The sequence below is a fragment of the Polyangium mundeleinium genome, assembly GCF_028369105.1.
In the GTDB taxonomy this organism is placed as follows: domain Bacteria; phylum Myxococcota_A; class Polyangia; order Polyangiales; family Polyangiaceae; genus Polyangium; species Polyangium mundeleinium.
This window is the reverse complement of sequence record NZ_JAQNDO010000001.1, coordinates 10,837,356-10,861,938: the sequence shown is the minus strand read 5'-3', so window position 1 is coordinate 10,861,938 and position 24,583 is coordinate 10,837,356. Positions and strand designations below refer to the sequence as shown.

Here is a 24,583-nt window from a genome sequence, read left to right as displayed (position 1 = left end):
AATCGAATCAGATGACTTCGGCGCTCCGGTACGGATGCGAATCGTCTGTCATCGGCTTGGCGCCCTTCTTCATGGGGATCAGGCCCGCGGCCCGCGTCGCCACGAGGCTGCCAATCGCCACGAGCACCACGACCACCCGCACGATCTCGCCGATCACCGGCAGCGGGCCGGTCAGCACGAAGAGCGCGCAACCCAAAGCAAGATGCGCATATTCGCTTTTCGTCTTGTGTCCGATGAGCGCGCGGCCCACGACCTCCAGCACCGAGCACATCGCCGCGAAGAGCCCGAAGACCCCCGCAAGAAGCCCCACCACCGCGACCGGAATGCCCACCAGCGTGATGCAGAGCGCCACGAGCAGCGCGATTGCGCCGAGTGAACCTACGATACCGAGCGCGAACGAACGCATCGGCCGGGCCGCGATCTCCACCTTGAGCGACTCCGCGCGCTTCGTGAAGAGCGCAAGCAAGACCGCGCCGAGCGCGAAGAGCAGCGCCCCGCCCGTCATCGATTCGCTGAAATTACGCATGAAGCGCTGCGCGTTCGTCGGCTCCTCGTCGTGATCGTCCTCGATACGCGTCGAGATGTCGCCTCCGATGATCGCACCCTCCTCGCGATGGAGCTTCCCGCCCACGATTTGCGCGTCGCCGTCGAGGCGCGCGCCCTTCTTCACGTGAATCGAGCCGCCCATCACCTGCGCGTCGCCCATCACGTGCGCGCTCGGCTCGATCGTCACCGTCCCGCCGGCGACCTCCACGCTGCCCGTGACGACCCCGCGAATCGTGAGGCTTCCGCCGACCAAATGGACGTCCTTGACAACCTCGTCCTTCTCGATGACGAGGTTCTGCCCCACCACCTCGCGATCCTTGCCCTCGCCCCTCCGATGTTGTGCCGCGCCGGCCCGAGGCTCGGCGGCGGGGGCGGCCGCCTGTACGTCCGCCGAATCGTTTGGCGGGACAGGCGGCACGGGCGGCACCGGGGGCACCGCAGGAACGGGCGGCACCGGGGGCACCAAGACGGGCGGCGTCGCGGGGAGCGCTTCGACGCTCGGCGCCGCGGAGGCGCGCGAAATCGAAATCAATGTGCCGTCGCGGCGGGCGACGTATTGGCCACCTTCCAGCAAGAGCGCGAGGACCTTGTCGGCGGGCTGGTCTTTGACGTGCAGGGAGGCGGGCTCCGCCGAGGGGGCGTGGATCACGACGCTCCAGCCCGCGGCCTCGGCGAGGCGCTTGATCGCGTCTTCCTGGGGAACGCGCTCGACGTCGAGGCTGATTTTCTTCTCGTCTGCCGGCCATTCACCTTGCTTTTCGACCGCCGCGAGCGAGGGCGCCGCGGTCGTCAATGCAGAAAGCACGAACGCGAGCCCAGAAAGCCTTCGACCAGCCATGTCACACGCCTCCTTCTTGCGCCAAATCGTTCGAGGACCCCGGACGCGAGATTCGCGATACCACGAGGCCCGAAATCATGAGCACCGCCGACGCCGCGAAAGCGAGCGTCGGGAACACGTCACTCTTCGAGACGACCTCCGCGCTCCGCGCGAGCATGAGCACGGTCCGCCCGATCGTCCCGACCAAGCTCGGGACACGGGCGATTTGATCCAGAATTGCCGGCAGCGCGCCGAGCGCCGCCAGGAGGAGCGCGCCGAACACCGCGCGCTTCGGCAGCGTCGCGAGGCCCCGCACGGACGCAGGCGCCTTCGCCACCGCGGCCGAGGGCACCTTCACGGGCACCTTCACCGGCGCGAACGAGGGCTCCGCGAGCTCCGCGAGCAATTCGCCCGCGTGCGCCGAGAGCAGCGCCTCCGCGCCGAGGCGTTGCGCGCAATGGTCACAACCGTCGAGATGAGAAAGGGCATCCGCTGGGACGATCCCCGCTTCTCCGTCGGCGACACTCGAGAGCACGAGTTCCGTCACGTGTCCGTCGTGTTGCCAGGCCAGATTCGGCGGGAGTTTGTCGAGATCGTCCATCGTCGCCACCGTCGCTCCTCTCACTCACGGAATCATTCGCCGACCGTCTCCGCGAGCAGCCGCCGGCCGCGCGCGAGCCACGTCGCCACGGTCCCGAGCGGGACCCCGAGGCGCTTGCAAATATCCTGGTATCCAAGCCCCTCGACGTGGAACATCACGAGCGCGCGCCGTTGCTCCTCGGGGAGCGAGCCGAGCGCCCGCTCCAGGCGGGTCGCCCGCTCGGCGCTCGCCGTGCGCTCCTCCGGACCCGGGGAGGGGTCCGGCACCCAGTCGAGCCACGCCGTCGTGGTGTCCTCGGACGCGGATGCTGTTTCCATCCGCGCCTCCACGCGCCGCGTGCGCTTGCGGCTCCGCAGCGCGTCGAGCGCCACGTGCCGCGCGATACCGATCACCCACGGACGGAGTGGCTCTCCGTCACGCAAGCGGCTCCGGCCCTCGATGGCGCGGGAGAGCGCCTCGTGCGTACAATCCTCGACGTCCGGGTGGTCCCGGCGCTCGCCGAGGACACACGCCACCACCGCGACGACGATCTGTCGTAGCGAAGCAGTTTCCTCCGGTGAGACGGTCGCCGTTTGGGGCGGCGCCTTCGGGCCGGGGACGTTGGGCGTCATGGGTGCGGGCTGCATCCTCGCCGCCTTGTTCGGCGGAGCGGGGGGAGAAATTTCGAGGCCCCGAACTTTTTCTGGCTGGCGCCCGAATCTCGCCCACCTCTTGCGCTCCGCGGGAGGTCGTAGGAGCCTCGTGCCGGATGCTTGGGAGGCGGGCACGTCGGTGAACGAGGTGACGGCGTCCGCGACAGACCCGCTGAGCATGGAGCCGGCGCTCGAGGAGCGGTGCGCGGTGGCCGTCGAGCCGCTCGGCTGAATCCATCCCGGACTTGCGTCGCGGGGAAAACAGATGCGGAATACGCCGCATGTGGTTCCGCACGACCCCTTCGGATCTTTTGTACGTCGACAGCGCCCCGCAACGCATCGCGAACGTCGTGACGATCGACGCCAAGCCCGAGCGTGTCTTCGATCTGTTCGCCACCGGCGAGCGGCAAGAGGCGTGGTTTCAGGACTTCGTCGCCTGCCGGTGGACGAGCCCGGAGCCGCACGCGGTGGGCACGACGCGCGAGATCGAGCTGAAGACGCTGACCGTGAAGGAGCGTTTCCTCGCCTGGGATCGCGGGCAGCGGCTCGCGTTCTCGATCGACGGGATCACGCTGCCCATCGTGAAGCAAATGCTGGAGGACCTGCGCTTCGAGCCGCTCGACGGGGGCCGGCGGACGCGGCTCGTCTGGCACGTGTTCTACACGCCGGCGCTCGTCATGGTGCCCGTGCACGGGGCGGCGCGGGCGGTGTTTTCGCAGATGTTCCGGCGCTCCGCGGAGAAACTCCAGCGGTTCGCCGAGCACCATCCGTAGGCGTGGGCTACAGGGCGGTGATCACGACCGGCGTGGCCTTGCCATTGCCGTCGCCGGGCCGGACGCCGCCCCAGCCCTCGGGCAGGGCGGGCTCGGTCCATTGAAAAAGGAAATGGCCGTCCTCGGGGGAGACGTTCACGCACTCGGCGCTCTTCGGGTTGCCGAAATCCTCGTGCCAGTAGGCGACGTGCATCGCGAGCGGGGCGCGGAGGTACTGGATGTTCGGGACCTCCGAGATCCAGAGCATCTTCGGCGGCCATTCCTTGTCCGGTGACATGACGGCGACGCGGTCCTTCCACTCGATCGGGAAGACGCCGGTCTTCGTCATCGAATGGACGTACGGGTCGTACCCAGGGATGGGGGCGCCGCCCTTGCCCGGGGAGAACATCGTCGCGTAGACGGGTTTGTCGCCCTCGTAGGCCGTGAGCGTGCCGGGGTTGATCTTGACCTCGATCCACTTTTCGCCGGGTTTGACCGAGCGCGGGATTTTTTTCGCGGTCCGCGTGACCGTGACGTGATCCGCGAGGACGAAGGTGCCGGGTTCGTTCCGGAGCGCGAGATACGCCTTCTTGCCGACGACGACGCGCTCGCTGACCTGGACGTACCCCTTCGGCGGAAGGGTTTGTCCGGACGCGACCATTTTCCCGTCTTCGCCGCGGGTATACCGCGGGATGGGCTCCTGCTTGCGGTTCCACGCGAGCGGGAGGCGGACGTCGCTGCCGAGGCGCACGCCGTGGAAGGCGGTGCGGCGGAAGGGGCGCATGCGGTCGGCGGGGACGAGCATGAGGTCGGGCGTGACGAGCCAGGTGCGGCCTTCGGCCTCGAAGGCGCGCGCGTACGCGAGCATCGAGCCGTTCGGGATGACGCGCCAGACGAGCTTCGCGGGGTCGTAGGCGCCATTGCCAGAGACGGAGCGCTGGCCGTTCGCGAAGATGGAGAAGACCGGGTCGGTGGCGCGGATGCGGTCGCGCTCGTCGGCGCTGATGAGCTCCTCGTGGCCGCGTGACCACTCGGCGAGCTGCACGAACGTGCCCGGCGCGCCGAAGCTCCGTTCGGCTTTCTCCTGCTCGGCCTTCGTCGGGACGCGGCTGTACATGGGCGCACCGTTCGAGAAGGCATAACGATACGGCATGACAGCGTCCTCGCGCGGCGCGAGTTCGGCGAGGGCGCGGTAATACGGGTCGTTCAAATCGAGCGTGGTCTTGCGAGGATCGAGGCAGATGTAGCCGCGGGGGGCGACTTTGTAATAACCGCGGGGGCAGTTTTTCCCCTCGACGGGCTCGTTCGAAAGGAGCGCGACGCTCGTGCCCATGCGCACGTACCCGAGCGGCAGGCCCTCGGGCACGGGGCGTTTGTAAATGTACGCCTGATCGGCGAGGGCCGCGATACGCGGCCGCTCCGTTTGCGCGGGTCTGGGCGCGGGAGGGGGCTCGGTCTTGGTGGAGGCGAACAGGAAACCGGGGTCGTCCGCGTCCTCGGCTTCATCCGCGGCGATCCAGGGGTTTTTGGCTTCGTCCTCGCGCGGGTTGCGCTGCGCGGGCGCCTCGGAATCGAGGGCCTGTCTCCACGGCGTTTGCGCGTCGAGCGTCGGGCGGCGGATTCGCTGGAGCTCCGGGACGAGGCGATCGGTATGCGAGGTGGGCTCCGGCGGAGGGGCGCACGAGGAGATCAGGAGGAGGACGAGCGGAAGGGCATGGCCTTCGAGCTTCATGGTTCGAAGGGTACCGTGCGTGTTTCAAGGGAGGCAAAGATCGATCGATCCTGCCTGGATCCGGGCCGGAAAGTACGGCTCCTTCCCTTGCCGGCCCGGGCGGGGTAGCCTGGACGTTGGTCGGGCGACGAGGGTCCTGCTCGGCGCTCTCGGTCGCGAGCGGAGAATCAATGTTCAGGAAGTCGACGGGGTTCGCGTTTTTCACGGCCATCTTTCTCGGGGCCGTGCATGTGTCCGGACAACCCTCCGCCGCGGACAAAGCCGTCGCGGACAAGCTCTTCGACGAGGGAAGGGCGCTGCTCGACCAGAACCGGCTGCCGGAGGCGTGCCTGAAGTTCGCGGAGAGCGATCGATACGATCCCTCGGTCGGGACGCGGCTCAACCTGGGCGATTGTCACGAGCGGCAAGGAAAGACGGCGAGCGCGTATGGCCACTTCGGGGACGCGGCGCGGCTCGCGCGGGAGCGCGGGGACAGGTCGAGGGAGGGGGTGGCGGAGGAGCGGCGGCGGGCGCTGGAGAAGCGGCTGTCGCGGATTCAGATCACGGCGCCGTCGAGCGTCCCGGGGCTCGAGGTGCTGCTGGACGGCAAGGTGCTCGGGCCGGCGGTGTTCGGAACGGCGCTGCCGGTGGATCCGGGGAGCCACGTGGTGGAGGCGCGGGCGCCGGGGAGGGCGGGGTTTCACGCGGAGAAGGGGGTGCTGGAAGGTCCGGCGACAGTGGAGGTGGTGATCCCGGAGCTCGCGGCGGTCGCGCCGGCGGCGGGGAAGGACGTGGTGGTGGCGCCGAAGTCGCGGTGGTCGGTGCTGCGAAAGGCGGGGCTTGCGACGGGGATCGCGGGGGTCGTGGGGATCGGGGTGGGCGCGGGGTTCGGGGCGGCCGCGTTGCAGAAGAACGCGGCGTCAAAGGAGAAGTGCGACGCGGGGGATCCGACGCGGTGCACGCAGGAGGGGTACACGCTGCGGAATGAGGCGGGCGTCCGCGCGGATGTATCGACGGTGCTGCTGGGGATTGGCGGGGGGCTGCTCGCGACGGGGATCGTACTGTTCGTGGTGGGCGGGAACGAGCCCGAGGCGCCGGCTCCGCGCGCGTGGGTTTCGCCGATCGTGGGTCGAGGGAGCCTGGGCGTGAGCGCCGGGATGGAGTTCTGAGATGCAAACGCGAGTGACGACGTGGATGCCGGGCGTGGTGGCCCTGGTGGTGGTGAGCGGGTACGGCTGCAAGCAGGTCATCGGCTGGGAGGAGGCGACGATCTGGGAGCCGGATGCGGGAGGAGGCGGCGGCGGAGCTGGAGGGATCGGCGGAGACGGAGGCGGGGGCGCTGGCGGGAGTGGCGGGGTCGGCGGGAGCGGGGGCGTCGGTGGGAGTGGAGGGGTCGGCGGGGCGCCGCCTGAATGCATGGGTGCGGGGGACTGTCAAGCGGAAATGAACCAGGTGGCGGCCTGCGAGATGGGGACGTGCGTGTATACGTGCGCCGCGGGGTGGGGGGATTGCACGGCGGCGCCAGGGTGCGAGACGGATTTGGGGACGACGAAGGCGCATTGTGGCGCGTGTGGGAATACGTGTGCGGCGTTTTGCAAGGTGGGGAGTTGTAATGATCCGGTCAGTGTGGTGGGGGGGTACTACCATCACTGCGCGGTGTTGAAGGAAGGGGAGGTCTATTGCTGGGGGAGAAATGAAAAGGGCGAGGTAGGGTCGGATGCGCCTATCCTGACCAAAACGCCGGTCAAAGTGTCGTTGCCTTCGCCGGGGACGGCGACGCAGGTGGATGGTGGAGGAAACTCCGGCGGCACGTACAACGCACGAAGTTGCGCCATTCTTACTGGTGGCAGCGTCGCATGCTGGGGTGACGGTAATGGCGTACCAGTGAAGGTCTCGAGCCTGACGAACATCAAGCAGATCTCCGTCGGCAACTCCCACACGTGCGCAGTAGACACTGGCGGGAAACTGTATTGCTGGGGTGGAAATTCCGACGGCCAAGTTGGAGCGGGAGACACGGGGTACAAGTCTCTGCCCGTGCAGATCTCCACCAATGTCGCTTATGTTAATGCCGGGGGCTCACACACATGCGCGATTAAGAATGGGGGGACGCTCCAGTGCTGGGGGGACAACGCGCGAGGTCAGTTGGGTATCAATTCGACAGTGGATCAGTCTGTGCCCACTGCGGTGTCCAACATCGTATCCGTGGGACAAGTTCAGTGCGGTCAGGACCACACCTGTGCACGTGATGCCTCAGATGTTTATTGCTGGGGCGCCAATGCGTTTGGTTCCCTTGGTATCAATTCTTTTGAACAAAAGCTGTCGCCGCAATTGGTCGACCTTGCCGGGGTACAGACTATCGCGCTTGGGTTCGGCAACACTGGAACCCTCGTCGCCTCCTCCGTTTGGATGTGGGGCAACAACAGTGCAGGCAAGCTGGGTAATGGTAATCAAACTAGCCAGCCGAAGCCGGTACAGATTGGGCTATCGGGAGTGACGGCATTGACGCTTGCCAGCGCGTCTTCTTGTGCACTGTTGACGGATGGGTCAATCAGATGCTGGGGTGACAACACCTACGGTCAATTGGGGAATGGAACGACCGTAAGTAGTTTTACGCCGACTGCGGTCGTTTGGCCCTAGGGGCTCGGTGCCGAGCCGCTGCCGCCGCCGATTTCGTACTTGAGCTCCACGTCTTCGACGTAGGTGCCGACGAAGGCGCTCGTCTCCGTGCAGCTCGGGACCTTGTCGCCGCAGGTAGAACCCGAACAGGCGTACGACGTCTTCTTGACCGCCTCACCCGAGATCGCATTCCCGTCGGTGATGACGTTGACCGTCGACGTGATGGTGGTCGTGCGCTTGGAGCCGGTCCCATCCGGGACGTCGAACTGCACGTCGGTCACCTTGCCCGAGAACGTGAACCCTTCGTCCGTCGCCGCACCTTCGAGCGTGACGGCGCCCGTGTCGAGGTAGATCTTGTCCTCGATGCTGGCATAAATGATCCACGTACCCGTACCGCGCAGGGTCGAGCTGTCGTTCTCCTGGTTCGGCGGCGGTTCCGTGTCCGGATACCAGCACCCGCTATTCGAATCCGTCTCCCCGAACGAAACTCGATAGATCCACGTATCCCCCGGGGACACCCCGCACCCCGTCAGCCCAGCCAGCGCCGCAACGCAAGGGAGCGCCCGGAGCAAGCTCTTTCCGAAATCCATGGCTCTTTCTCCTCAGTTCAAAGCTGCCCCGACGTCAGCCCCCGTCCCCCCCGTTCATCACACGCGTGGTCAACCCAACACCCTCCAGTAGTGTGAGGATGCTTGGTGACTAGAACCTGCGTGTGTTGAGAGGGCCGATCGTCCACAACTTTTTTCAGGCGAACGATACATCGCCCACGCGGACAAACGGAATCTTTTCTGAGGTGAGGCGTCTCGCAGAAAGATCTACCGCCAGGTGACTTACGTCACCCCCCACGAACCGACGACCCAGCTTCGCCGCCGCCACGAGTGTGGTCCCGCTTCCACACATGAGGTCCGCCACCGTCGCGTCCTCCCGGCTCGACGCCCGGATGATGCGCTCCAGCAGCCGCTCCGGCTTCTGCGTCGGGTACCCCGTGCCTTCGACGCGTAGCGGCGTATTCGCCACCATCGCCGGCACATCGGTCCAAACACTGCCGAGCCGCCGACCCTCGTCCGCGTAGTACCGGTACGTCCGGCCATTCACCACTCGCTCGCGGTACAGGCGGCCCGCCTCGTCCCGATGCCGGAAGTGCATCGTCAGGCTCGTCGCCGCGTACGGCTCGCGCAGGATCGGGTCGCTCGCATTGTAGACGACCTCCCGGCGCTCCCGTGGATCCCGGACGTACAGCAAAAGCGTCTGGTGCGTGACCGTGAACCCACGCGCGCCGCGGCTGCCGTTGCCAGGCGTCCAGATGACCTCGCCGAGGAACGCGCCCCGGCCGAAGAGGCGATCACACGCGACCTTCACCTCGTGCACGGTGCGATGATCGAGGTGCACGTAGATCGTGGCGCCCCGGCTCATCCTGCCGCGGATCACCTCGAGCCGCGGCAGGAGCATCGTCACGAGGCTCTCCGGATCGTAGCGATCCTCGTACGCCACCGGGCCCCCCGACGCTTGTTTCTTGCCCCGGGTTTGTCCGAGCGCCGTGCGCGCCGTCATCGACGTGCCCACGCCGTACGGAGGATCGAGGTAGACGAGGTCGAAGGAGACATCCGGCGGGAGCGCGCCGCAGACGTCGGCCGCGTCGCCGTGCGCGAGGAGGTTCATCGCGTCCCGGTCGCCGCCTCGGGCTTGCCCGGGAGGAGATCGTCGAGGAGCGCCGCGAGCGCCTCCGTGTCGCTCCACGGTTCGAGCGCGAGGGGCGCCGGCAGCCACGGCCACGCAGGTCCGCGGCCCTCGCAGCCCGCAACGGCCTCGGCCGGCGTGCACGCCACGCGCAGGTGGATGTGATCGTCGTGCGGCGCGCTGTCCTTCGGCTGGAGCAAGACGTTCTCCGCGCGCCAGACGAGCTCCGGATCCTCGCCCCGCGCCCGCGCATGCTCGATGAGGAGCGCTTCGAGCCAGCGCGCGAGGAAGAGCCACTCGACGTCGGCCTCGGGCGAGCTGACGAGCGCCTTCACGAGCTGCCAGTTGCGCTCGGTGTCGAAGCGGACGAAGGGCAGGCGCTTGTCCTCGGTCTCCGCGAGGCCGTCCGCCCCGAACCGGACGAACCCAGGGCTCGGGATGGAGCGGCCGTCGGGCGTCGTGCAGTAGAGCAGCAAGTCCACGTCGCGGCCCGTGCGATGCGAGCGATGACCGTTGCGGAAGCCGCCCTGGCGGTTCGAGAGATCCCCGACGAGCAGCGGCGCGCCGGGGCGGAAGCCTGCGACCTCGCGGGCGGCGCGCTTGACCGTCTCGACGAGGCGCGGCGTGCCGTACCGAGCGCTCGTGTTGCGCAGCAGCCGATACCCGGTGCCACGCTCGGGCAGCGCTGTCGCGCCCGTGAGCACGCCCGCGTGGGGCAAACCCACGGACCCGGACAAACCCGGCGCGAGGGGTGTCGGCGTGCCCATGCACCCGACGAGCAGGAGCACGAGCGCGGCACAAAGGACGAGGATCGAAGCGCGAGGACGCATGACGATGAGGACGACGAGAGGCCACGCCGAGGCGCAGCGCGCATGGAAGCATCGGACGCCCGTCGCGGGAAGAGGCCAAGCGGCCTTGCGGCGCCTCACGCAGGAGGCCACCATCGAACCGGCATGGAAGAGGTGTTCGTCAGTGAGTTCGCGATCGTCACGCGGGAGCCGGGGTTCATCCGCGTGCGACGGACCACGACGCCGATGGCCGTGGCCGGCGCGAGCGTGATCCTCGACCGGCTCGCGAGCGAATTTCGCCTCCGCGTCCCGCTGCGCGAGCGCAAGGGCCTCGGCGTGATGCTCGACACGCGGGAGGCCCCGATGATGAACGACGACACGGCGATGGACATCATCCGCCCGCTGATGCTGGAAGTCCTCATGGGCTTCCCCCGAAACGCGATCCTCGTGAAGACCGCGGTCGGGAAGCTCCAGGCCACGCGCAGATCGCGTGAGGAGGCGAGCGCCGGCAGGGTCCAGATCCCCGTGTTCGACGACGAGGCGCAGGCGATCGCGCACCTGCGCGGCGAGGAGCCCCCCGCGCCGCCGCCGCGCTCCTCGTCGTCGAAGGCTAGCGGCGGCGCGCGGGACGCGTGATCAGAAGCAGGGGCCGGCGCAGCTCTGCGCGACGCAGTTCGACCACTGGGTGCAGAGGTTGCCGGTGCAGCACTGCTGCTGGCAGCTCGCGGGCGTGCCGCCGGTGACGGTGCAGCGCTGGTAGCAGCTCATGCTCGACGCGCATTGCGGGTTCCCGAGGCAGTTCTCGGTCTGCGCGCAGCAGCTCCCCACGATGCACTGCGAGCACGGCGTGCCGCCCGGATCGAGGCTGCACGTGCCCGCGTCGACGGGCGGCACGCCGCAGTGGCCGCCGTTGCACGCGAGGCCGACGCAGCACTGCGGATTGCTCACGCAGTTCGATCCCGTGGGCAAACACGAGCCCGCGCCGCAGATGCCGTTCTGGCAGACGTTCGTGCAGCACTCGCTGTTCCCGTTGCAGGGGAAGCCGTCGAGCTTGCACTGCGCCGCGCCGCAGACGCCGTTCGTGCAGTTGCCGGTGCAGCACTGGGACGGGATGTCGCAGCCGAAGCCGTCGGGCTGGCACTGGCCGAAGCCGCAGGTGAAGAAGTTCGGATCGCAGAAGGCCGAGCAGCAGTCGAAGCCGTTGTCGCAGAAGAAACCGTCGGGCTGGCACTCGCCGGTCGTGCAGACCTTGTCCGGACCGCAGAGGCCGGAGCAGCACTCATTTCCGAAGTTGCAGTTGAAGCCGTTGGGGGAGCACGCGCCGAGGCCGCAGGTGCTCGTCAGCGGGTCGCAGATGCTCGTGCAGCACTCGAAGTCGTTGACGCAGAAGAGGCCGTCGGGCGTGCAGCCGCCGAAGTCGCACGAGAAGGTCGAGAGGTTGCAGTTGTTCGAGCAGCACTCGAAGTCGTTCTGGCAGAAGAAGCCCTCGGGCTGGCACTGGCCGAAGCCGCAGATGTGGGTCTCCGGGTTGCAGAAGCCCGCGCAGCATTCGAAGTCGTTCTGGCAAAAGTTGCCGTCGGGCTGGCACTGGCCGAGGCCGCAGCGCTCGCTCTGCGGATCGCAGAAGCCCGAGCAGCACTGGGCGTGGAGCTCGCAGAAGGTGTTGTCGGGCTGGCACTGACCGAGGCCGCAGCGGTGCGTCTGCGGGTCGCAGAAGCCCGCGCAGCACTGGCCCGACGCGGTGCACGCGGCGCCGTCGCCCTTGCAGGGGCCGCCGCCGCAGATGCCGCCCTCGCAGATGTTGGAGCAGCAATCAAAGGGGGTGCCGCAAGCCGTGCCGTTGGGGCCGCACTGCTGGAAGCTGCAGACGCCGCCGGGGCAGAAGCCGGCGCAGCACTCGGCGGCGACCTGGCAAGGCGCGCCGTTCGGGTTGCAGGAGCCCGTGCCGCAGACGCCCTCGGTGCAGAGGCCGGAGCAGCACTGGGAGGGGTTCGTACAGACGAACCCGTCCTGCTGGCACGCCGAGCCGCAGACGTTTTGCGTGCAGTCGCCGCCGCAGCAGTCGCCGTCGGCGAAGCAGGTGGCGCCCTGGGGTTTGCAGACGGCAGGGCCGCAGAAGCCGTTGGTACACTGGAAGCCGCAGCAGTCCTGCGGGCCCTTGCACGCGAAGCCGTCGGGCTTGCACTCGATGCCGCCGCAGAAACCCTGCCAGCAGTCGAGGTTGCAACACGCGGCGTTCTCGGTGCAGGCGAGGCCGTCGGGCGTGCACGAAACGCCGCCGCAGAAGCCGTTGATGCAGTCGAGGTTGCAGCAGTCGACGGTGGTCTCGCAGGCGAAGCCGTCGGGCTTGCAGATCTGCTCGGGCTTGCAGACCTCGTCGTTGCAGGAGAAGCCTTTGCAGCAGTCGCCGGGCAGGCCGCAGCTCTCGCCGATCGCGCCGCAGGTCGCGCCGCCGCCCGTGGCGTACAGGTCGAGGTCCCCGGTCCTCGAGCCGCACGATGCGAACGTCAGGAGCGACACGAGGACAAGGGCGAACGCGCAGAAGGCGCGCGCAGCAAGCGAAGGACGCATGCGCGGATTTTAGGGGGCGAGCCGGTTCGGACGCGAGAAATTCGTGGTCTCGTCGGGAGAACTGGGAGCGAACGAGGCGCGTTGCGCAGGTCGGAGGAGGGGCGCAAGATGGCGGGCATGGGGTCTCCTGCGCGGAAGAGCAAGCCGGCGACGATCGAGGACCTGCTTGCGATCCCCGAGGAAGAGCGGCGGCACGAGATCATCGACGGAGAGCTCGTGCAGAAGGCGCAGCCGAGCTTCACGCATGCGGTGTCGCTCGTCGCGCTCGGCGGAGCGATCCGCGAGCAGTACGGTCGACGACGCGGCCCGCAGCGCCCCGGCGGATGGTGGATCGCCACCGACGCGGACATCCAATTCGCGGATGACCAGATTTATCGGCCCGATCTCGTCGGCTGGCGTCGCGACCGTGTCCCCGAGGCGCCCCAAGAATGGCCCGTCCGCGTTCGCCCGGATTGGGTGTGCGAGGTGCTGTCGCCGAGCAATGTCTCGAACGACGTGGTCAAGAAGCTCCGGAACTACCACCGGTACGAGATCCCGCATTACTGGATCCTTGATCCGATGGGGAAGACGCTGCTCGTCTTCCGCTGGGCTGAACCAGCCTTTCTCGCCGTGAGAGCTGCCGAGCGCGGCGAACGCGTCCGCGCCGAACCCTTCGAGGCCGTCGAGCTCGACATCAGCGAGCTCTTCGGCGAGGTCGAGGACGAGCCGACCGATGCCTAGTCGCTCGTCCTGAAAAACGTTTTTCCTCCCGCAACCCCACCCCATGCCCCCGATTTCCCAGAAAATCCCGCCGAAACCCTCCCCCAAAGACCCGACCGATCCCCGCGACAGCGGCAGCGGGCTCGCGGGCGCGGCGCTCGCGGCGTTCGTGATCGCCATCGTCATCGTCGGCGTGCGGTACTGGGGCAGTCGCGGCGAGCCGGGCGCGGCGCGGCCGGGCGTCGACGCCGGGGACGCGGACGCGGCGCTGGTCGAGGACAAACCCCCGCCGCCCCGGTGCGCCGCCATCTCGGCCGAGCCATTCGTCGTCGGGGAGCCGCAGGCGGCGAAGGCGCCCAAGGTGCCGGATGCAGGGCAGGGGCTCGGGACGCAGGACGCCGGAGGCGATCCGAAGCCCCAAACGTCGACCCACGACGAGGAGGAGGAGTTCGACGAGCTCGCCCCGTTCGCCGTGGAGCTCGGGCGCGGCACCTCGTTCGAGGGCGGGTTCGCCGTCGGCGCGTTGCGTGACGGGGAAGGCGGGTCCGTGGCCATGGTCGCGACGCTCGGCTTCGACGGGCGCGGCGGCAAGCTCGTGCGCCTCGGGCGCAGCCGCGGCGACTTCGATGCCCCGACCGTGAGCGGGTACAAAGGCTCGGTGCTCGCGGCGATGCTCGAGCCGAACGCGGGGGGACGCGCGATCCGGCTGGCCCGGGTGAGCGGCGAGCAGGTCACGTGGGGGCCCGAGCTCAGCGAGGGGCGGGACGAGTCGCTCGCGGTGGACCTCGCCGCGTCGGGCGCGGGCGCGGTCGTCGTCTGGGACGACGTGAGCAAGGACGGGAAGCAAACGATGGTGATGCTGGCCCCGTTCGACCCGGAGACGATGAAGGGGAAGGGCGAGCCGCGGCCCGTCTCGCCGCCCAAGCAGGACGCGGAGACGCCGCGGCTCGCGGCCCGGCCGGGCGGCCTCTGGCTCGCGTACGTGGTCGTGGGCACGGCGCGGAAGCCGAAGGACGAGGACACCGGGCTCGTGGGGGAGGCGATCGCGCCGCGGTGGATCGAGGTCGTGCCGCTCGACGAGCACGGCGCGGCGGTGGCCCTGCCGCGCGCGGTGACCCCGAAGGACGGGCACGCGCTCGCCTTCGACGTGGAGCCGAGCGAGGACGGGGGGATGGTCGTGACGTACCGGGACGACGACACGCCGAGCGGGTCGAACGGGGGGCGCGTCATGAGCGTGTGGGTGCGTTTGTCCGGGGTAGGGGAAGCGAAGCTGCTCACCGAAGAGCCGACCACGGCCGGCGTCCCGGACCTCATGCCTGGCTGGCTGGCCGTCTCGTCGCTCTCCGGGGCGACGCGGATCGGGGCGATGACGCCGCGGGGTGAGCTCATGGGGGAGCTCCGGCCGGAGCCGGTGCTCGGGAACGGGGAGGTGCTGGCGGCGACGCGGGCGGCGCTGCTCGTGGCGCGGCCGGCGGGCAAGGCGATGAAGCTCTCCGTGATGCAGTGCGTCCCGGACGACCCGGGGGTGGCGGACGCGGGTTTGGAGGCCGGAACGCCGCCGCCCTGAGGGGTGCCGAAACATTTTTTGGACGATCTGCCTTTTCAACACATTAGGGCGAGCGTGGGAGACTCTATCCAGCGCACGCCATCGCGCCCCAGACACAAGCCCCGCGTCGAGGTCCTTTACGAACTGTTCCTGGCGGAGGTGCGTGATCGCCTCGGAAGCCTGGGACTGCAGGGCGACGACCTCGAAGAGCTCGTTCAGATCGTCTTTACCGTCGCCAACCGACGGACCGCGGTGATCCCGCGGAACGATGAGGCAGCGAGACGCTGGCTCATGGAGGTTTGTCGGAAACAGGTTTCGAATTTCAGGAAGCTCTACCGGCACGCTTACGAGGTGCTCGACCCGGAGGCGGTCGCCGACGCCGTCGCGCAGCCGGAGGACCCGGAGCAGTACCATGCGACGATCGCGCTCGTGCAGGCGGCCGCCCGGCTCATGCCCGAGGACGAGCGGGAAATCCTGCTCCGCCACGACGTGGAGGGCGAGTCCCTGCACGAGATCGCGAAGTGGCTGGGGCTCAAGAAGAGCGGCGCGCACGTGCGGGTGAAGCAGGCCCGGGCGCGCTTCGTGGAGAAGCTCGCCCTGATCGAGGCGCAGCGGAGGGGCCGGCGCCGGAAGCGCGGGTTCGCCCTCGCGTGGTTCATGGGGCTCTTCGTGGAGCTGTGGCGCTGGATCCTGGAGAAGCGCGCGCAGTGGAAGAGGCTCCCCTAGGGCGCCCCGAGAGAAAACGCGGTGCCCTGCAGGCGGGTCGGCAGCTCGTCGCTGAAGGCCTTCCCGTTGAACACGCTCGGACTCGTGAAGAGCGTGTAGGCGCCCTTGCCCGCGGAAGCCCGGGAGAGATCCTCGATCCGAACCTCGAGGGCCTCGACCGGGCTCCGCTGGGAGCCGCGTCGGTGGTGCGGGGGGTCGTCGTACGTCCCGCGCGTCGACGGCCGCCAGGGGACCTCCGGGAAGGTGAAGGGGTACACGGAAAAACCCTCGCCGATGTCCAGGGTGAGCCCTGGGGCGAGGGGATCGCCGTGGTGGTCGAGCAAGGTGACGGTGACCGGGCCGAGCTTGCGGTCGCTCGCGAGCACGAGGCGCTCCTCGAGCTTGCCGTCGCGCGCGCAAGAGACGGTCCTGCCGGAAAGCCCGATCGCGGGGTCGGGGACGGGCGCGGGGGCGAAGCTCTCTCGCCACGGCGCCCGTTTGTCCAGGTGGGTCCGGGCCGCCGTGTCGTCGAGCCGCTTCTCGATCGGCGCGTGGATCTCGTAGCCCCGCGCGACGGGCCCGACCATGGCGCGGGGCTCGCCGCCCGCGTCGACGACGAACACGCCGAGCCGCGGGCCGTCGGCGCCGAGGTAGGCGATCTGCCCGGCGTTCGTCAGCGTGAAGAAGTCGGCGACGAGGTCGGCCGTGCGTGTCGCGCCGATCTCGCGGTCCTCGAACATGTCGAAGTACCAGCCGGTCCACTTGGGCGGCTCGCCGCTGTCGGCGTAGCCGCCCTGGGGGATGTACTCGGCCACCATCGCGAGCCAGGTGGCTTGCTCCTTCGTGGGCGCGCCGCGGGCGAGCTCGGTGCGGGCGATGCCGCGGAGCGTGCCGAGCACACGGACGAGGCCGTCGAAGCCGCCGCCCGTGATCTTGCGCAGGCCCTCCACGTGGGCGAGGAGCGCGTCGTAGAAGGGCACGAGCGGCTCGACGTACGCGTCGGGGATCTCGCAGCCGTACGCGTCGTACCCCTGGCCCGCGAGCAGCACGAACGTGTGCCGGAGCTGGGCGTACCCGACGAGCGCGGAGCCCAGCCGCAGATCGGCATAGGCGTCCTTGCCCATGAACGAGGGGCGCGCGCCCTCGGGATCCTTGCGCAAGGCGAGGATCGCGCGGAGAAAGCTCGCCTGGACGTCGCGGCCCTTCTCGGCGCCCGCGGCGAGCTCCGCGCGGCCCGTGTCGAGCGCGCCGCGCAGCGCGGGGAAGCGGTCGAGGTCGTTCTTCAGGTACGTCGCGGCGCGATCGTGCCCGAGGAGATACGCGACGTCGGCCGCGCCGAGGTTGGAGCGGCCTGGGACGGCGTCGTGGACGAGGCGGCTGAGCGGCGCGATGTCCGGCACGATGCGAGGGCCGAGCAGCGTGCTGATCACGGGCAGGTTCGTCACGCCCTCGGGCATGAAGTGGATCCGCGCGGTCCGGCGGAAGCCGTCGCCGATCGCGAGGCGCAGTTTTTCCGGGGCGGCCGGGTCCTTCGGGGAGAAGCCGCCCTTCTGCATGAGCCGCAGGAGATCCGGCACGCTCACGTCCTCGCGCCGGCCGGCGAACGCGCTGTACACCTCCTCGAAGAGCCCGATCTCGGCGAGCGCGCCGCTCTTCTGCACGAGCTCGGCCAGCGCGAGTGCGGCGCGGGCCTCGCGCGGCGTCTCGCGCGGGTCGGGCGAGGCGTCGGGGTGGGAGCTCCGCGAGCCGCGCGAGACGAGGTTCCACTCGAGGCGCGAGAGCCACATGACCGCGGCGAAGTACGAACGTGGCTCCCACATCATCGCTTTCGTGAGGTCGTAGAACGTTTCGGCGTAGTGGCCGCGCGGCTCGAACTGGGAGAAGTCGATCATGCGCGTGCGGCCGAAGAGCTCGACGGGCGTGCGTTGCCTGTTGTGCTCCGCCGCCAGCAGCGCTTCGACTTGTTCTTCCTGGTCGAACAACGAGACCTGGGTGTTGCCCTCCTGTTCCGGAAGGACGTACGCCGCGGCGACCGCGAGGTAGACGTCGAGGTCCTTCCGCGTGGTCTCGTCGAGCGACGCGCCGCTCGCCGCGAGGGCCTTGCGCAGCTTCTTCAGCATCGACTCGAGCGCGGGCTGCAGCCGCGTGCGTTCGATCCGGCCGAGCGAGGCCTCGGTGGCGCGGAAGACGGCGTGCAGGATCGGATCCGGCCCCACGTAGAGCGGCAGCTCCTCCTGGAAGACGTCGTGGAACGCGTTCGCGTAATCGGCATACGGGAGCCGGTCGAGCACGACGAACCCGTTCTTGCGTAACCGCGCGTGCTCGACGTCCGTGAGGTGGACGTGCGCGTCGATGCGGTCGAGGAAGCGAGGCTTCGTCACGCCGTCCCACGCCGCAGAGGCGGGCTTGCGTTCGAGGCTCCCGGCGCGGGCCTTCGGCTCGACGCGTCGGATCGCCTCGTTCGAGAGGAAGCACGCGTCCGCGCCCTTCGGCGTCTTCTCGACGGCGTCGCAGTCGAGGTTCCCGCAAGACGCTTCGATCGGCTGAAAGGGCTTCGCCCCGGCGAGGGCGGGCGTCGGCGGCGTCCCGACGGGCAGGGCGCAGGCCATGTCGTCGGCGAGGGAGTCGAGCAGGTCGCGCATGGACGGGCGCGGCGCCGGGACGGCCGCGCTCGCCGCGCTCGCGGGGGCGGTCGCGGAGGCAGGGGGTGCAGTGCGTTTGGCGTGTGCGCTGGCTTGATCCGTGGCCGCGGGGCGACAGGCTGCGCCGAGGGGCAGAGCGAGGACGAGGAGCGGGGCGAGCAAGCGACGGCATGACAGCATCATGGAACCCGATCGACGAACACTGCATTGCCGTCGAAGCAGTTCGAGAAGTCGGACCTTTCAATGAACAAGGGCTGGTGCATCGCCGGGAACCAGGGATCGAGGAGCCGATACCCGTCTCCCGACCGCTCCACGAGCACGATGGCGTGTGGATACCCCTTCTGGCTATACGCGCGAGACATCTCGCCATGCCTGGATATCAGTTGCCCGTATACGCGACGCTGCCAGTCCGCGAAGAGGAGTCCGAATACGCCAACGACCACGAGCCCACCATCGACCAGGTGCAGGTCGAGCGTTCGCTCTTCGTCCTGCGCGAGCGCAGCGTAACGCGCGCCTCCCAGCTCCCGGATGCGCCGTCCGAGGATCTGAGGCCCCGTCGAGGCGCTCTCGTGAAACGCGGCTTCCGTGGGCGCTTCCCCACGCCATTTCTGGATGATGCACATGCACGCGGCGACGCACGAGTCCCGGTGCGTCTGTTCGTGGTGCCATTCTTTCATGGCGTGAGCGCTGGCGACACCGCATCCACGATGAGCTTTGCTTGCTCGGAGAACACGAGCTTTCCGCGAGGCGCGCGCTCGATGGCTCCGACCCCGCCATCGAACACCGTCACGATCCATGCGGTGCCGTCCCTCGTGGCTTCTCCAGGAACCAGCCCCGCATCGGGATAGGTCCGGGCCAGATAGACGGACGCGGCGCGGAGCATCTGCTGCTCGGCAGACACCGACGGTGCTGTCATCTCCGCGGGCAAATAGGCGAACGGCAGCGGCTCCGTCTGGGCAATGCCGAGGATGGATCGAGCGCGATACGGCGTTAGTTTTCCGCTCTCCACGCCCGCGGCCACCAGCGAACGGAAGGGCTCGCCGCGCAGACCAAGCTCACCCGGCGCAGCATCCGCATTGAAGTCGGCATTGTAATAACGCGGTTGTCTGCCGTATTCCATCGAGGCGCGCTGGACATCGGTCAAGTTGAATACGACTTGCAATCGGTTGATGGCGACCGTTCGACCCACGCCAAAGTGCTCGCCGACAACGCAAATGGCATCCTCCGAGGTTGGGTCGATACGCCCTACCAGCATTCTTACGCCATCCGTGGGCGCGAGCAGGCATGCCGCGAAGGCATTTGCGTTTCGTTCGATTTCGTCGAGCCACGGTGGTGGAAGAGCATATTTGTGCGGACTGACGAGCACCTGACGCATGGGCTCCGTCAGGTCGAAGAGGACATGACCGAGCTCATGGGCCATGGTGATGCGAGCTCTCCACGGGCGTCTCCCTTCCTCGATGACATTGACGAGGATCGTGGGGCGTGGGACGCGTGTACAAGCTCCCTCTACGCTCCTGTCGACCTGGTCCTCCGACACCCACACGATCGCCACCCCCAGCGATTCCACGATTTTTCGCATCGATCGGATCGGCGACAACCCCAAACCCAGGTAGTCACGCACCATGCGGGCTCGATGATCGCCGGTATGGAGTTTCTGAGGATTGGGTCGATCGGGAATCGTGGGGAGGGTGGGGGGCGCGCGTCCGAGCAGATTCTCGACATCGGCGATGTCGCGTACGACCCGCTGGAACTCCCCGAGCGCCTGGTCGATCTCGGTGGTGAGCACGCTACGGATGTCGAGTGCCCGATCCGCGTGCGCTGCGCTGCGCAGGAGGAGCGTCATCGGCGCGGAGCCGACCTGGCCTTCGAGGAGATCATCGAGCCGAAGGCCGAACGCGCACGCTACCCGATCGAGCTGCGCAGCCGTCAGTCGCGTCCGACCTGCCTCAGCATCGCGAAGAATGTCAAGGTCGATCCGGGTCCATCTCGCCAGGTCATCGATGGAAAGACCGGCGGAACGGAGGGCTTCTCGGAGGATGTCCGTGGTCCGGCTCACCCCGAAATCCTAACACGAACCCCGTCCTCCTCGCAGGGGTTCTACACCCCGAGATTCCGGCCCGCCGCCGCGGCGCGCTCGTCTTCCCGCGCGACCACGCTCTTCGGCTCCGCCGCGCACGGCATCCACACGCGGAACGTCGTCCCTCGGCCGAGCGTGGACACGCACTCGATGCGGCCTTCGTGCGCGGTCACGATACGACGCACCGTGGCGAGGCCGATCCCCGTGCCCGGCGCGCGGACGCCGGGGACGCGGTAGAACGGCTCGAAGATGCGTTCCTTCGCGCCGTCGGGGATGCCGGGGCCCGTGTCCTCGACGGCGAGCTCGATGAAGCCCCCTTCCGCCTCTGCGGCGTGGATCGCGACGCGCCGCTCCTCGCGGCCTGCGATGTACTTGAGCGCGTTGCCGAGCAGGTTGAGCACGACCACGTGCAAGAGCTCGGGCGCGCAGGCGACACGCGTGTCCTCGACGTGGATCGTCACCTCGGCGCGCACCTCCGCGGCGGCGGACGCGAGCTCCTCCGCGACCTGCGCCACGACCTCCCGCACCGAGGCCTTCTGGCTCGTGTCGTCCGGGCGGCTCGACCGCGAGAACGCGAGCAGACCTTCGAGCACGGCGTTCGCCCGCGTCACCGAGCGTTCGAGCGAGGCCGCGATCCGCGCTGTCGCCTCCTTGTCCTCCGCGCGCCGGAGCCGCGGCGGCACGAGCGCGATCGGCGTGAGCAGGTTGCGCAGATCGTGGGCGATGCGGCCGGCGAACGCGTCGAGATCCTCGTTGACCTGCGAGAGCCGCGCGACGGTCTCCGCGAGATCCCGCCGCGCCTCTTCGGCCTCCGCGCGAGCGCGCTCCTCCCGCGCGAAGAGCGCGAGTTGCTCCTCGGCTGCGCGGTAGAGCCGGTGCATCGTGCGCGTCAGCAACACGCCGAGGCCCGCCGCGAGCAGCACCGCGCCACACGCGACGATCACGACGAGCCTCGACGCGCGTGTCGAGGCGCTTCGGGCGCTGTCGCGGGCCACTTCGAGGCGCGAGTCCACGAAGAGCGCGTAGTCGCCGATCGCCACGTCGAGCGCGCCGAGCTTGGGGACCACCTCGGCCCCGACCACGCGCCCCACGTCCTCGTGCGTGCCGCCCGCGCGATACAGCGCGAACGCCCGCGCGAGCGCCTCCTGGTGCGCCTTCTGCGCGGTCGCGACGCGCTCGAGCCGCGCGCGCTCGGCCGGGTCCTCCGCGCGCGCGAGCAGCGCGCCGAGCCGCGCTTCGAACGCTCGCCGCGCGGCATAACTCGCTTCGAGCATCTCGGGATCCCCGGTGAGCAGGTAGGCCCGGCCCTGCGCGGATTTCTCCATCGCGCCGCCGTGCAGCCGCTCCACTTCGAGCAGCTCCGCGCCGTAGATGTCCTCGACGCGGTCCTGGCTCGCGATCACCGATTGCAGGGCGAAGCTCGCCACGCCGCCGATGACGAGCGCGGCGAGGATGGCGACGAGGTACGCGCCGCCGATCGTCTGTTCGAGCTTGCGCCGCGCCATCACGCGCTCGGTCTCGTCGTCCCCCACGGAAGCGTTCGCGGCGGAGAGCATCCGCCGCATCGGATCGAACTTCATGGTCCACCGCCGCGTGGGGCCTGGCGGGGCGTGGTGGACGATCCAAAAAGTCCTGGAAAGAAAGGCAAGCGCGGCGCCTTTGCAGGAGGCCGCGGGAAGAGGCTGGCCGGCAAGAACACGAGTCGCGCGCTGAGCAGGGCCCGTACCACCCGCGGGTGCGCGGCCTCTGCCCACGCCCGCGCGTCCGGGGCGCGCGGAGGGCTCGCGAAAGACGCTTCGCGGGGGCGCTTTCGGCGCACATCGACGGGCGATTCGTCTATCGTGATTTTTGGCTTTTTTTATCGGTGAGGTCGATCATGTCCGGACGAATGGGTGACGATCATGCGGCCGCGCGCAGGCGTGTGCTGCTCGGTCTCGGCGCGGCGCTCTCGGCGGCCGCCGTGGGTTGCGGCGGCGCGGGTGCGACGACGGACGTCGCAGGCGGCGCGGGCGTCGGAGGCGCCGGCGGCGCGGGTGGCGCCGGCGGCGCGGGCGGAATGGGCGGCGCGGGTGGCGCGGGCGGCGGCGATCCGGGCGAAAGTTGCACGGATTCGGGTGGCCTTTCGCCCGAGGAGCTGCTCGCGCCGATCGACACGTTCGTGATCCTGATGATGGAGAATCGCTCGTTCGACCATTACCTCGGGAGCTTGCGCCTGGTCGAAGGCCGCGACGTGATCGGCCTCGACGGCACGGAAAAGAACCCGGCGCCGGACGGATCGTGGGTCCCCGTGTGGAAGCTCGACGATTTCACGCCCGAGGATCCGCCGCACAACTGGGATGCCGCGCATGCGCAGTGGAACAACGGCAAGAACGATGGGTTCGTCGGGGCCCACGCGGGATCGACCCAGGCGGACGTCATGGGATATCACATCCGGGAGCAGCTCCCGATCCTGTATGCGCTGGCCGACGCGCATGCCGTGTGCGAGCGATGGTTTGCCTCGGTCATGGGACCGACGTGGCCAAACCGGTTTTACCTGCACGGCGCGACGAGCAAGGGGCAAAAAGGGAACCTGCCCGTCCTCGGGTATGACAGCATCTTCAAGTACCTCGACGAAGCCAAGGTGAGCCACAAGGTCTATTACCACGACATCGCGTGGTGCTCGGGCGCGTATCTGAAGACGAGCGGGCTCGCCAAGATCGAGAAGTTCTTCGAGGACGCGGCGGCGGGCACTTTGCCGAACGTGGTCTTCCTCGACCCGCAGTTCTTCGGCGCGGGCGCGAATGACGACCACCCGGATCACGACATCCGGCTCGGGCAGGCGCTCCTCGCGAGCGTGTACACGGCGCTCGCCAAGAGCCCGCAATGGGGCCGGTGCATGTTCATCCTGACCTACGACGAGCACGGCGGCTTTTTCGACCACGTATCGCCGCCGACGACGGAGGACGACGAGGCCGACTTCCGGCAGCTCGGCTTCCGCGTGCCCTCCCTCGTGGCCGGCCCGTTCGCGCGGACGGGGTGCACGGTGGGCACGCAATTCGAGCACGTCTCCGTGATTCGCACCTTGTGCCGGAGGTTTGGTTTGCCGACGTGGAACAAGCGTATCGCCGCGGCGAACGATCTCTCGTCGTGCCTTCAGCCGGCGTATTTCGCGGACCCGCGGCCCCCGGTGGCGCTGCCGCCGGTGGACATCTCGATGGCCGATCTGAGGGCGCGCCGCGAGAACACGGAGGCGCATGCGGAGCTGCGGGAGGCGCTCGATCGAGGGCTCATCCCGGAGCACCTCGATCGGCGCGGGGAGGGGATGGAGATTGCGAAGCGGGTGCTCGAGGCGGGGGCGAAGCTCGGGGCGGTGCGAATCCGGGATTGATCGAAGGCGTCAGCCGGGCGCGCCGGAGGTCTCTTCGGCCGCCTGGCTGCGATCGCCGCGCGTGCCGTAGAGGTGCGTCAGCTCGAAGGCGGCGGCGAGGGCGGGTTGTTTCGTCTCGCGGGCCGCCGCGCGCGCGGCTTTGCGGGCGGAGCGGGCGAGCGTGACGATGATCCCGTCGAGCAGATCGAGCTGCTCGGTCGCGGCCACGGTGCTTTGCCCCTCGCGCTCCTTGGCGGTGGCGCGCAAGGTGCTCGCGGCTTTCCCGAGGCGCGCGACGGCATCCGGGCCGCCGCGGTCGTGCACGACGGCCGCGACGCCTTGCTGGTTCAAGGCATCGCGCAGGGTATCGAGCTGAATGGCGAGCTTTTCGGCGTCGTCCTGGGAGGCGCGTGTTTGATCGAGGGCGACCTCGATCGAATGGGCGGTCGCTTCGTCGCCCTTTTCTTCGAGCGTATTGCGGCCGGTATGGAGGATGCTGCGCGCGGTCTCGCGGACGCTTTTCCCGTCCTTCAGCGCAGCGACGAAACCCTTGTTCGTGAGCTTGCGCTGCCCTGCGGCCCCGGCGCGCCCGACGCCGGCCTCGATGAGCGCGCCGCGCGCCTCGGAGAGCCGCGCGCCGTCCGCGACATTGAATCCGTGGTGTTCGAGGGCGGGGGCGTATTTGTGGAGGGCTTCGAGGGTCTTGTTGGCCTGGTTCAGGGTATCGGTGGAGCCGAACTGCCGGCCGATGCGGAGATACTCTTGCCGGGCTTTGGGGGCGATGATGGCTGTGTCGAGCGGCATGGGGTGTCCTTTCCGTGAGAGGAAGGCGAGGCGTGATGTCGCGTGAGGACGGT

General features: G+C 68.7%; 22 protein-coding genes. 9 read left to right on the top strand and 13 right to left on the bottom strand.

All coding sequences use genetic code 11. The features are described from left to right. Nucleotides 1–7: 7 nt before the first annotated feature. The 3 genes from POL67_RS42755 to POL67_RS42745 are packed head-to-tail and all read right to left on the bottom strand — an operon-like array spanning nucleotide 8 to nucleotide 2,575. Entirely contained in the window at nucleotides 8–1,384 is a 1,377-nt protein-coding gene (locus tag POL67_RS42755; protein ID WP_271926920.1) for a DUF8173 domain-containing protein, read from the bottom strand. A gap of 1 nt (nucleotide 1,385) precedes the next feature. Next, nucleotides 1,386–1,973: a hypothetical protein gene (locus POL67_RS42750; protein ID WP_271926919.1), complete on the bottom strand. Its 588-nt coding sequence runs from the start codon at nucleotides 1,971–1,973 to the stop codon at nucleotides 1,386–1,388. A gap of 23 nt (nucleotides 1,974–1,996) precedes the next feature. Further along, nucleotides 1,997–2,575: an RNA polymerase sigma factor gene (locus POL67_RS42745; RefSeq protein WP_271926918.1), complete on the bottom strand. Its 579-nt coding sequence runs from the start codon at nucleotides 2,573–2,575 to the stop codon at nucleotides 1,997–1,999. Between the two features lie 130 nt (nucleotides 2,576–2,705). Here POL67_RS42745 and POL67_RS42740 point away from each other — a divergent pair, with 130 nt between their 5' ends. Both POL67_RS42740 and POL67_RS42735 read left to right on the top strand, forming a co-directional pair. Beyond that, nucleotides 2,706–2,828, top strand: coding sequence for a hypothetical protein (locus POL67_RS42740; protein WP_271926917.1), 123 nt, complete (start codon nucleotides 2,706–2,708; stop codon nucleotides 2,826–2,828). A 49-nt stretch (nucleotides 2,829–2,877) separates the two neighbouring features. Then, nucleotides 2,878–3,369 (top strand): SRPBCC family protein, encoded by a 492-nt coding sequence (locus POL67_RS42735; RefSeq protein WP_271926915.1) that lies wholly within the window; start codon nucleotides 2,878–2,880, stop codon nucleotides 3,367–3,369. A 7-nt stretch (nucleotides 3,370–3,376) separates the two neighbouring features. Here POL67_RS42735 and POL67_RS42730 read toward each other — a convergent pair whose 3' ends face one another. Next, nucleotides 3,377–5,080 (bottom strand): L,D-transpeptidase, encoded by a 1,704-nt coding sequence (locus POL67_RS42730; protein WP_271926914.1) that lies wholly within the window; start codon nucleotides 5,078–5,080, stop codon nucleotides 3,377–3,379. Nucleotides 5,081–5,250: 170 nt separating this feature from the next. Here POL67_RS42730 and POL67_RS42725 point away from each other — a divergent pair, with 170 nt between their 5' ends. Together POL67_RS42725 and POL67_RS42720 are read left to right on the top strand one after the other, a co-directional pair. Further along, nucleotides 5,251–6,228, top strand: coding sequence for a tetratricopeptide repeat protein (locus POL67_RS42725; RefSeq protein ID WP_271926913.1), 978 nt, complete (start codon nucleotides 5,251–5,253; stop codon nucleotides 6,226–6,228). A gap of 1 nt (nucleotide 6,229) precedes the next feature. Then, complete coding sequence (locus tag POL67_RS42720) at nucleotides 6,230–7,696, top strand: RCC1 domain-containing protein (protein WP_308789576.1); 1,467 nt, start codon at nucleotides 6,230–6,232, stop codon at nucleotides 7,694–7,696. Here the strand turns inward: POL67_RS42720 and POL67_RS42715 are convergent. The 3 genes from POL67_RS42715 to POL67_RS42705 form a co-directional block, all read right to left on the bottom strand. Continuing rightward, entirely contained in the window at nucleotides 7,693–8,265 is a 573-nt protein-coding gene (locus tag POL67_RS42715; RefSeq protein ID WP_271926912.1) for a hypothetical protein, read from the bottom strand. The two genes, POL67_RS42720 and POL67_RS42715, sit on opposite strands and share 4 nt — an antisense overlap. Before the next feature lie 154 nt (nucleotides 8,266–8,419). After that, nucleotides 8,420–9,334 carry a DNA-methyltransferase gene (locus tag POL67_RS42710; RefSeq protein ID WP_271926911.1) on the bottom strand — a complete coding sequence of 305 codons (915 nt, stop codon included), beginning with the start codon at nucleotides 9,332–9,334 and terminating at the stop codon, nucleotides 8,420–8,422. Then, complete coding sequence (locus POL67_RS42705; protein ID WP_271926910.1) at nucleotides 9,331–10,182, bottom strand: penicillin-insensitive murein endopeptidase; 852 nt, start codon at nucleotides 10,180–10,182, stop codon at nucleotides 9,331–9,333. Before POL67_RS42705 ends, POL67_RS42710 begins: the two co-directional genes overlap by 4 nt. A gap of 123 nt (nucleotides 10,183–10,305) precedes the next feature. On the opposite strand from POL67_RS42705, the gene POL67_RS42700 reads away from it, so the two are divergent. Beyond that, on the top strand, nucleotides 10,306–10,776 hold the full coding sequence (locus POL67_RS42700) for a hypothetical protein (protein ID WP_271926909.1): 471 nt from the start codon (nucleotides 10,306–10,308) through the stop codon (nucleotides 10,774–10,776). On the opposite strand, the gene POL67_RS42695 is transcribed toward POL67_RS42700, so the two are convergent. Next, a complete protein-coding gene (locus tag POL67_RS42695; protein WP_271926908.1) occupies nucleotides 10,777–12,711 on the bottom strand; it encodes a hypothetical protein in 1,935 nt (644 codons plus the stop codon). A 117-nt stretch (nucleotides 12,712–12,828) separates the two neighbouring features. On the opposite strand from POL67_RS42695, the gene POL67_RS42690 reads away from it, so the two are divergent. Genes POL67_RS42690 through POL67_RS42680 form a run of 3 tightly spaced genes read left to right on the top strand, consistent with a single transcriptional unit; the run spans nucleotide 12,829 to nucleotide 15,682 of the window. Beyond that, entirely contained in the window at nucleotides 12,829–13,431 is a 603-nt protein-coding gene (locus POL67_RS42690) for a Uma2 family endonuclease (RefSeq protein ID WP_271926907.1), read from the top strand. 43 nt (nucleotides 13,432–13,474) lie between these two features. Further along, the gene (locus POL67_RS42685) at nucleotides 13,475–14,977 is read left to right on the top strand and encodes a hypothetical protein (protein WP_271926906.1); all 1,503 of its coding nucleotides are present in this window, start codon (nucleotides 13,475–13,477) and stop codon (nucleotides 14,975–14,977) included. A 54-nt stretch (nucleotides 14,978–15,031) separates the two neighbouring features. Next, nucleotides 15,032–15,682 carry a sigma-70 family RNA polymerase sigma factor gene (locus tag POL67_RS42680; RefSeq protein ID WP_271926905.1) on the top strand — a complete coding sequence of 217 codons (651 nt, stop codon included), beginning with the start codon at nucleotides 15,032–15,034 and terminating at the stop codon, nucleotides 15,680–15,682. Here POL67_RS42680 and POL67_RS42675 read toward each other — a convergent pair. Genes POL67_RS42675 through POL67_RS42660 form a run of 4 tightly spaced genes read right to left on the bottom strand, consistent with a single transcriptional unit; the run spans nucleotide 15,679 to nucleotide 21,960 of the window. Then, complete coding sequence (locus POL67_RS42675; RefSeq protein WP_271926904.1) at nucleotides 15,679–18,486, bottom strand: DUF3160 domain-containing protein; 2,808 nt, start codon at nucleotides 18,484–18,486, stop codon at nucleotides 15,679–15,681. The two genes, POL67_RS42680 and POL67_RS42675, sit on opposite strands and share 4 nt — an antisense overlap. Further along, complete coding sequence (locus POL67_RS42670) at nucleotides 18,483–18,980, bottom strand: hypothetical protein (protein ID WP_271926902.1); 498 nt, start codon at nucleotides 18,978–18,980, stop codon at nucleotides 18,483–18,485. Before POL67_RS42670 ends, POL67_RS42675 begins: the two co-directional genes overlap by 4 nt. Further along, nucleotides 18,977–20,359: a helix-turn-helix domain-containing protein gene (locus POL67_RS42665; RefSeq protein ID WP_271926900.1), complete on the bottom strand. Its 1,383-nt coding sequence runs from the start codon at nucleotides 20,357–20,359 to the stop codon at nucleotides 18,977–18,979. The genes POL67_RS42670 and POL67_RS42665 overlap by 4 nt, the downstream gene beginning before the upstream one ends. A 41-nt stretch (nucleotides 20,360–20,400) precedes the next feature. Continuing rightward, on the bottom strand, nucleotides 20,401–21,960 hold the full coding sequence (locus POL67_RS42660) for a sensor histidine kinase (protein ID WP_271926899.1): 1,560 nt from the start codon (nucleotides 21,958–21,960) through the stop codon (nucleotides 20,401–20,403). 296 nt (nucleotides 21,961–22,256) lie between these two features. Between POL67_RS42660 and POL67_RS42655 the strand changes: the two genes are divergently transcribed. Beyond that, nucleotides 22,257–23,747, top strand: a complete 1,491-nt coding sequence (locus tag POL67_RS42655) for an alkaline phosphatase family protein (RefSeq protein WP_271926898.1) — start codon at nucleotides 22,257–22,259, stop codon at nucleotides 23,745–23,747. 9 nt (nucleotides 23,748–23,756) lie between these two features. Here POL67_RS42655 and POL67_RS42650 read toward each other — a convergent pair whose 3' ends face one another. Continuing rightward, nucleotides 23,757–24,530 carry a hypothetical protein gene (locus tag POL67_RS42650; RefSeq protein ID WP_271926897.1) on the bottom strand — a complete coding sequence of 258 codons (774 nt, stop codon included), beginning with the start codon at nucleotides 24,528–24,530 and terminating at the stop codon, nucleotides 23,757–23,759. Between the last annotated feature and the right edge of the window lie 53 nt (nucleotides 24,531–24,583).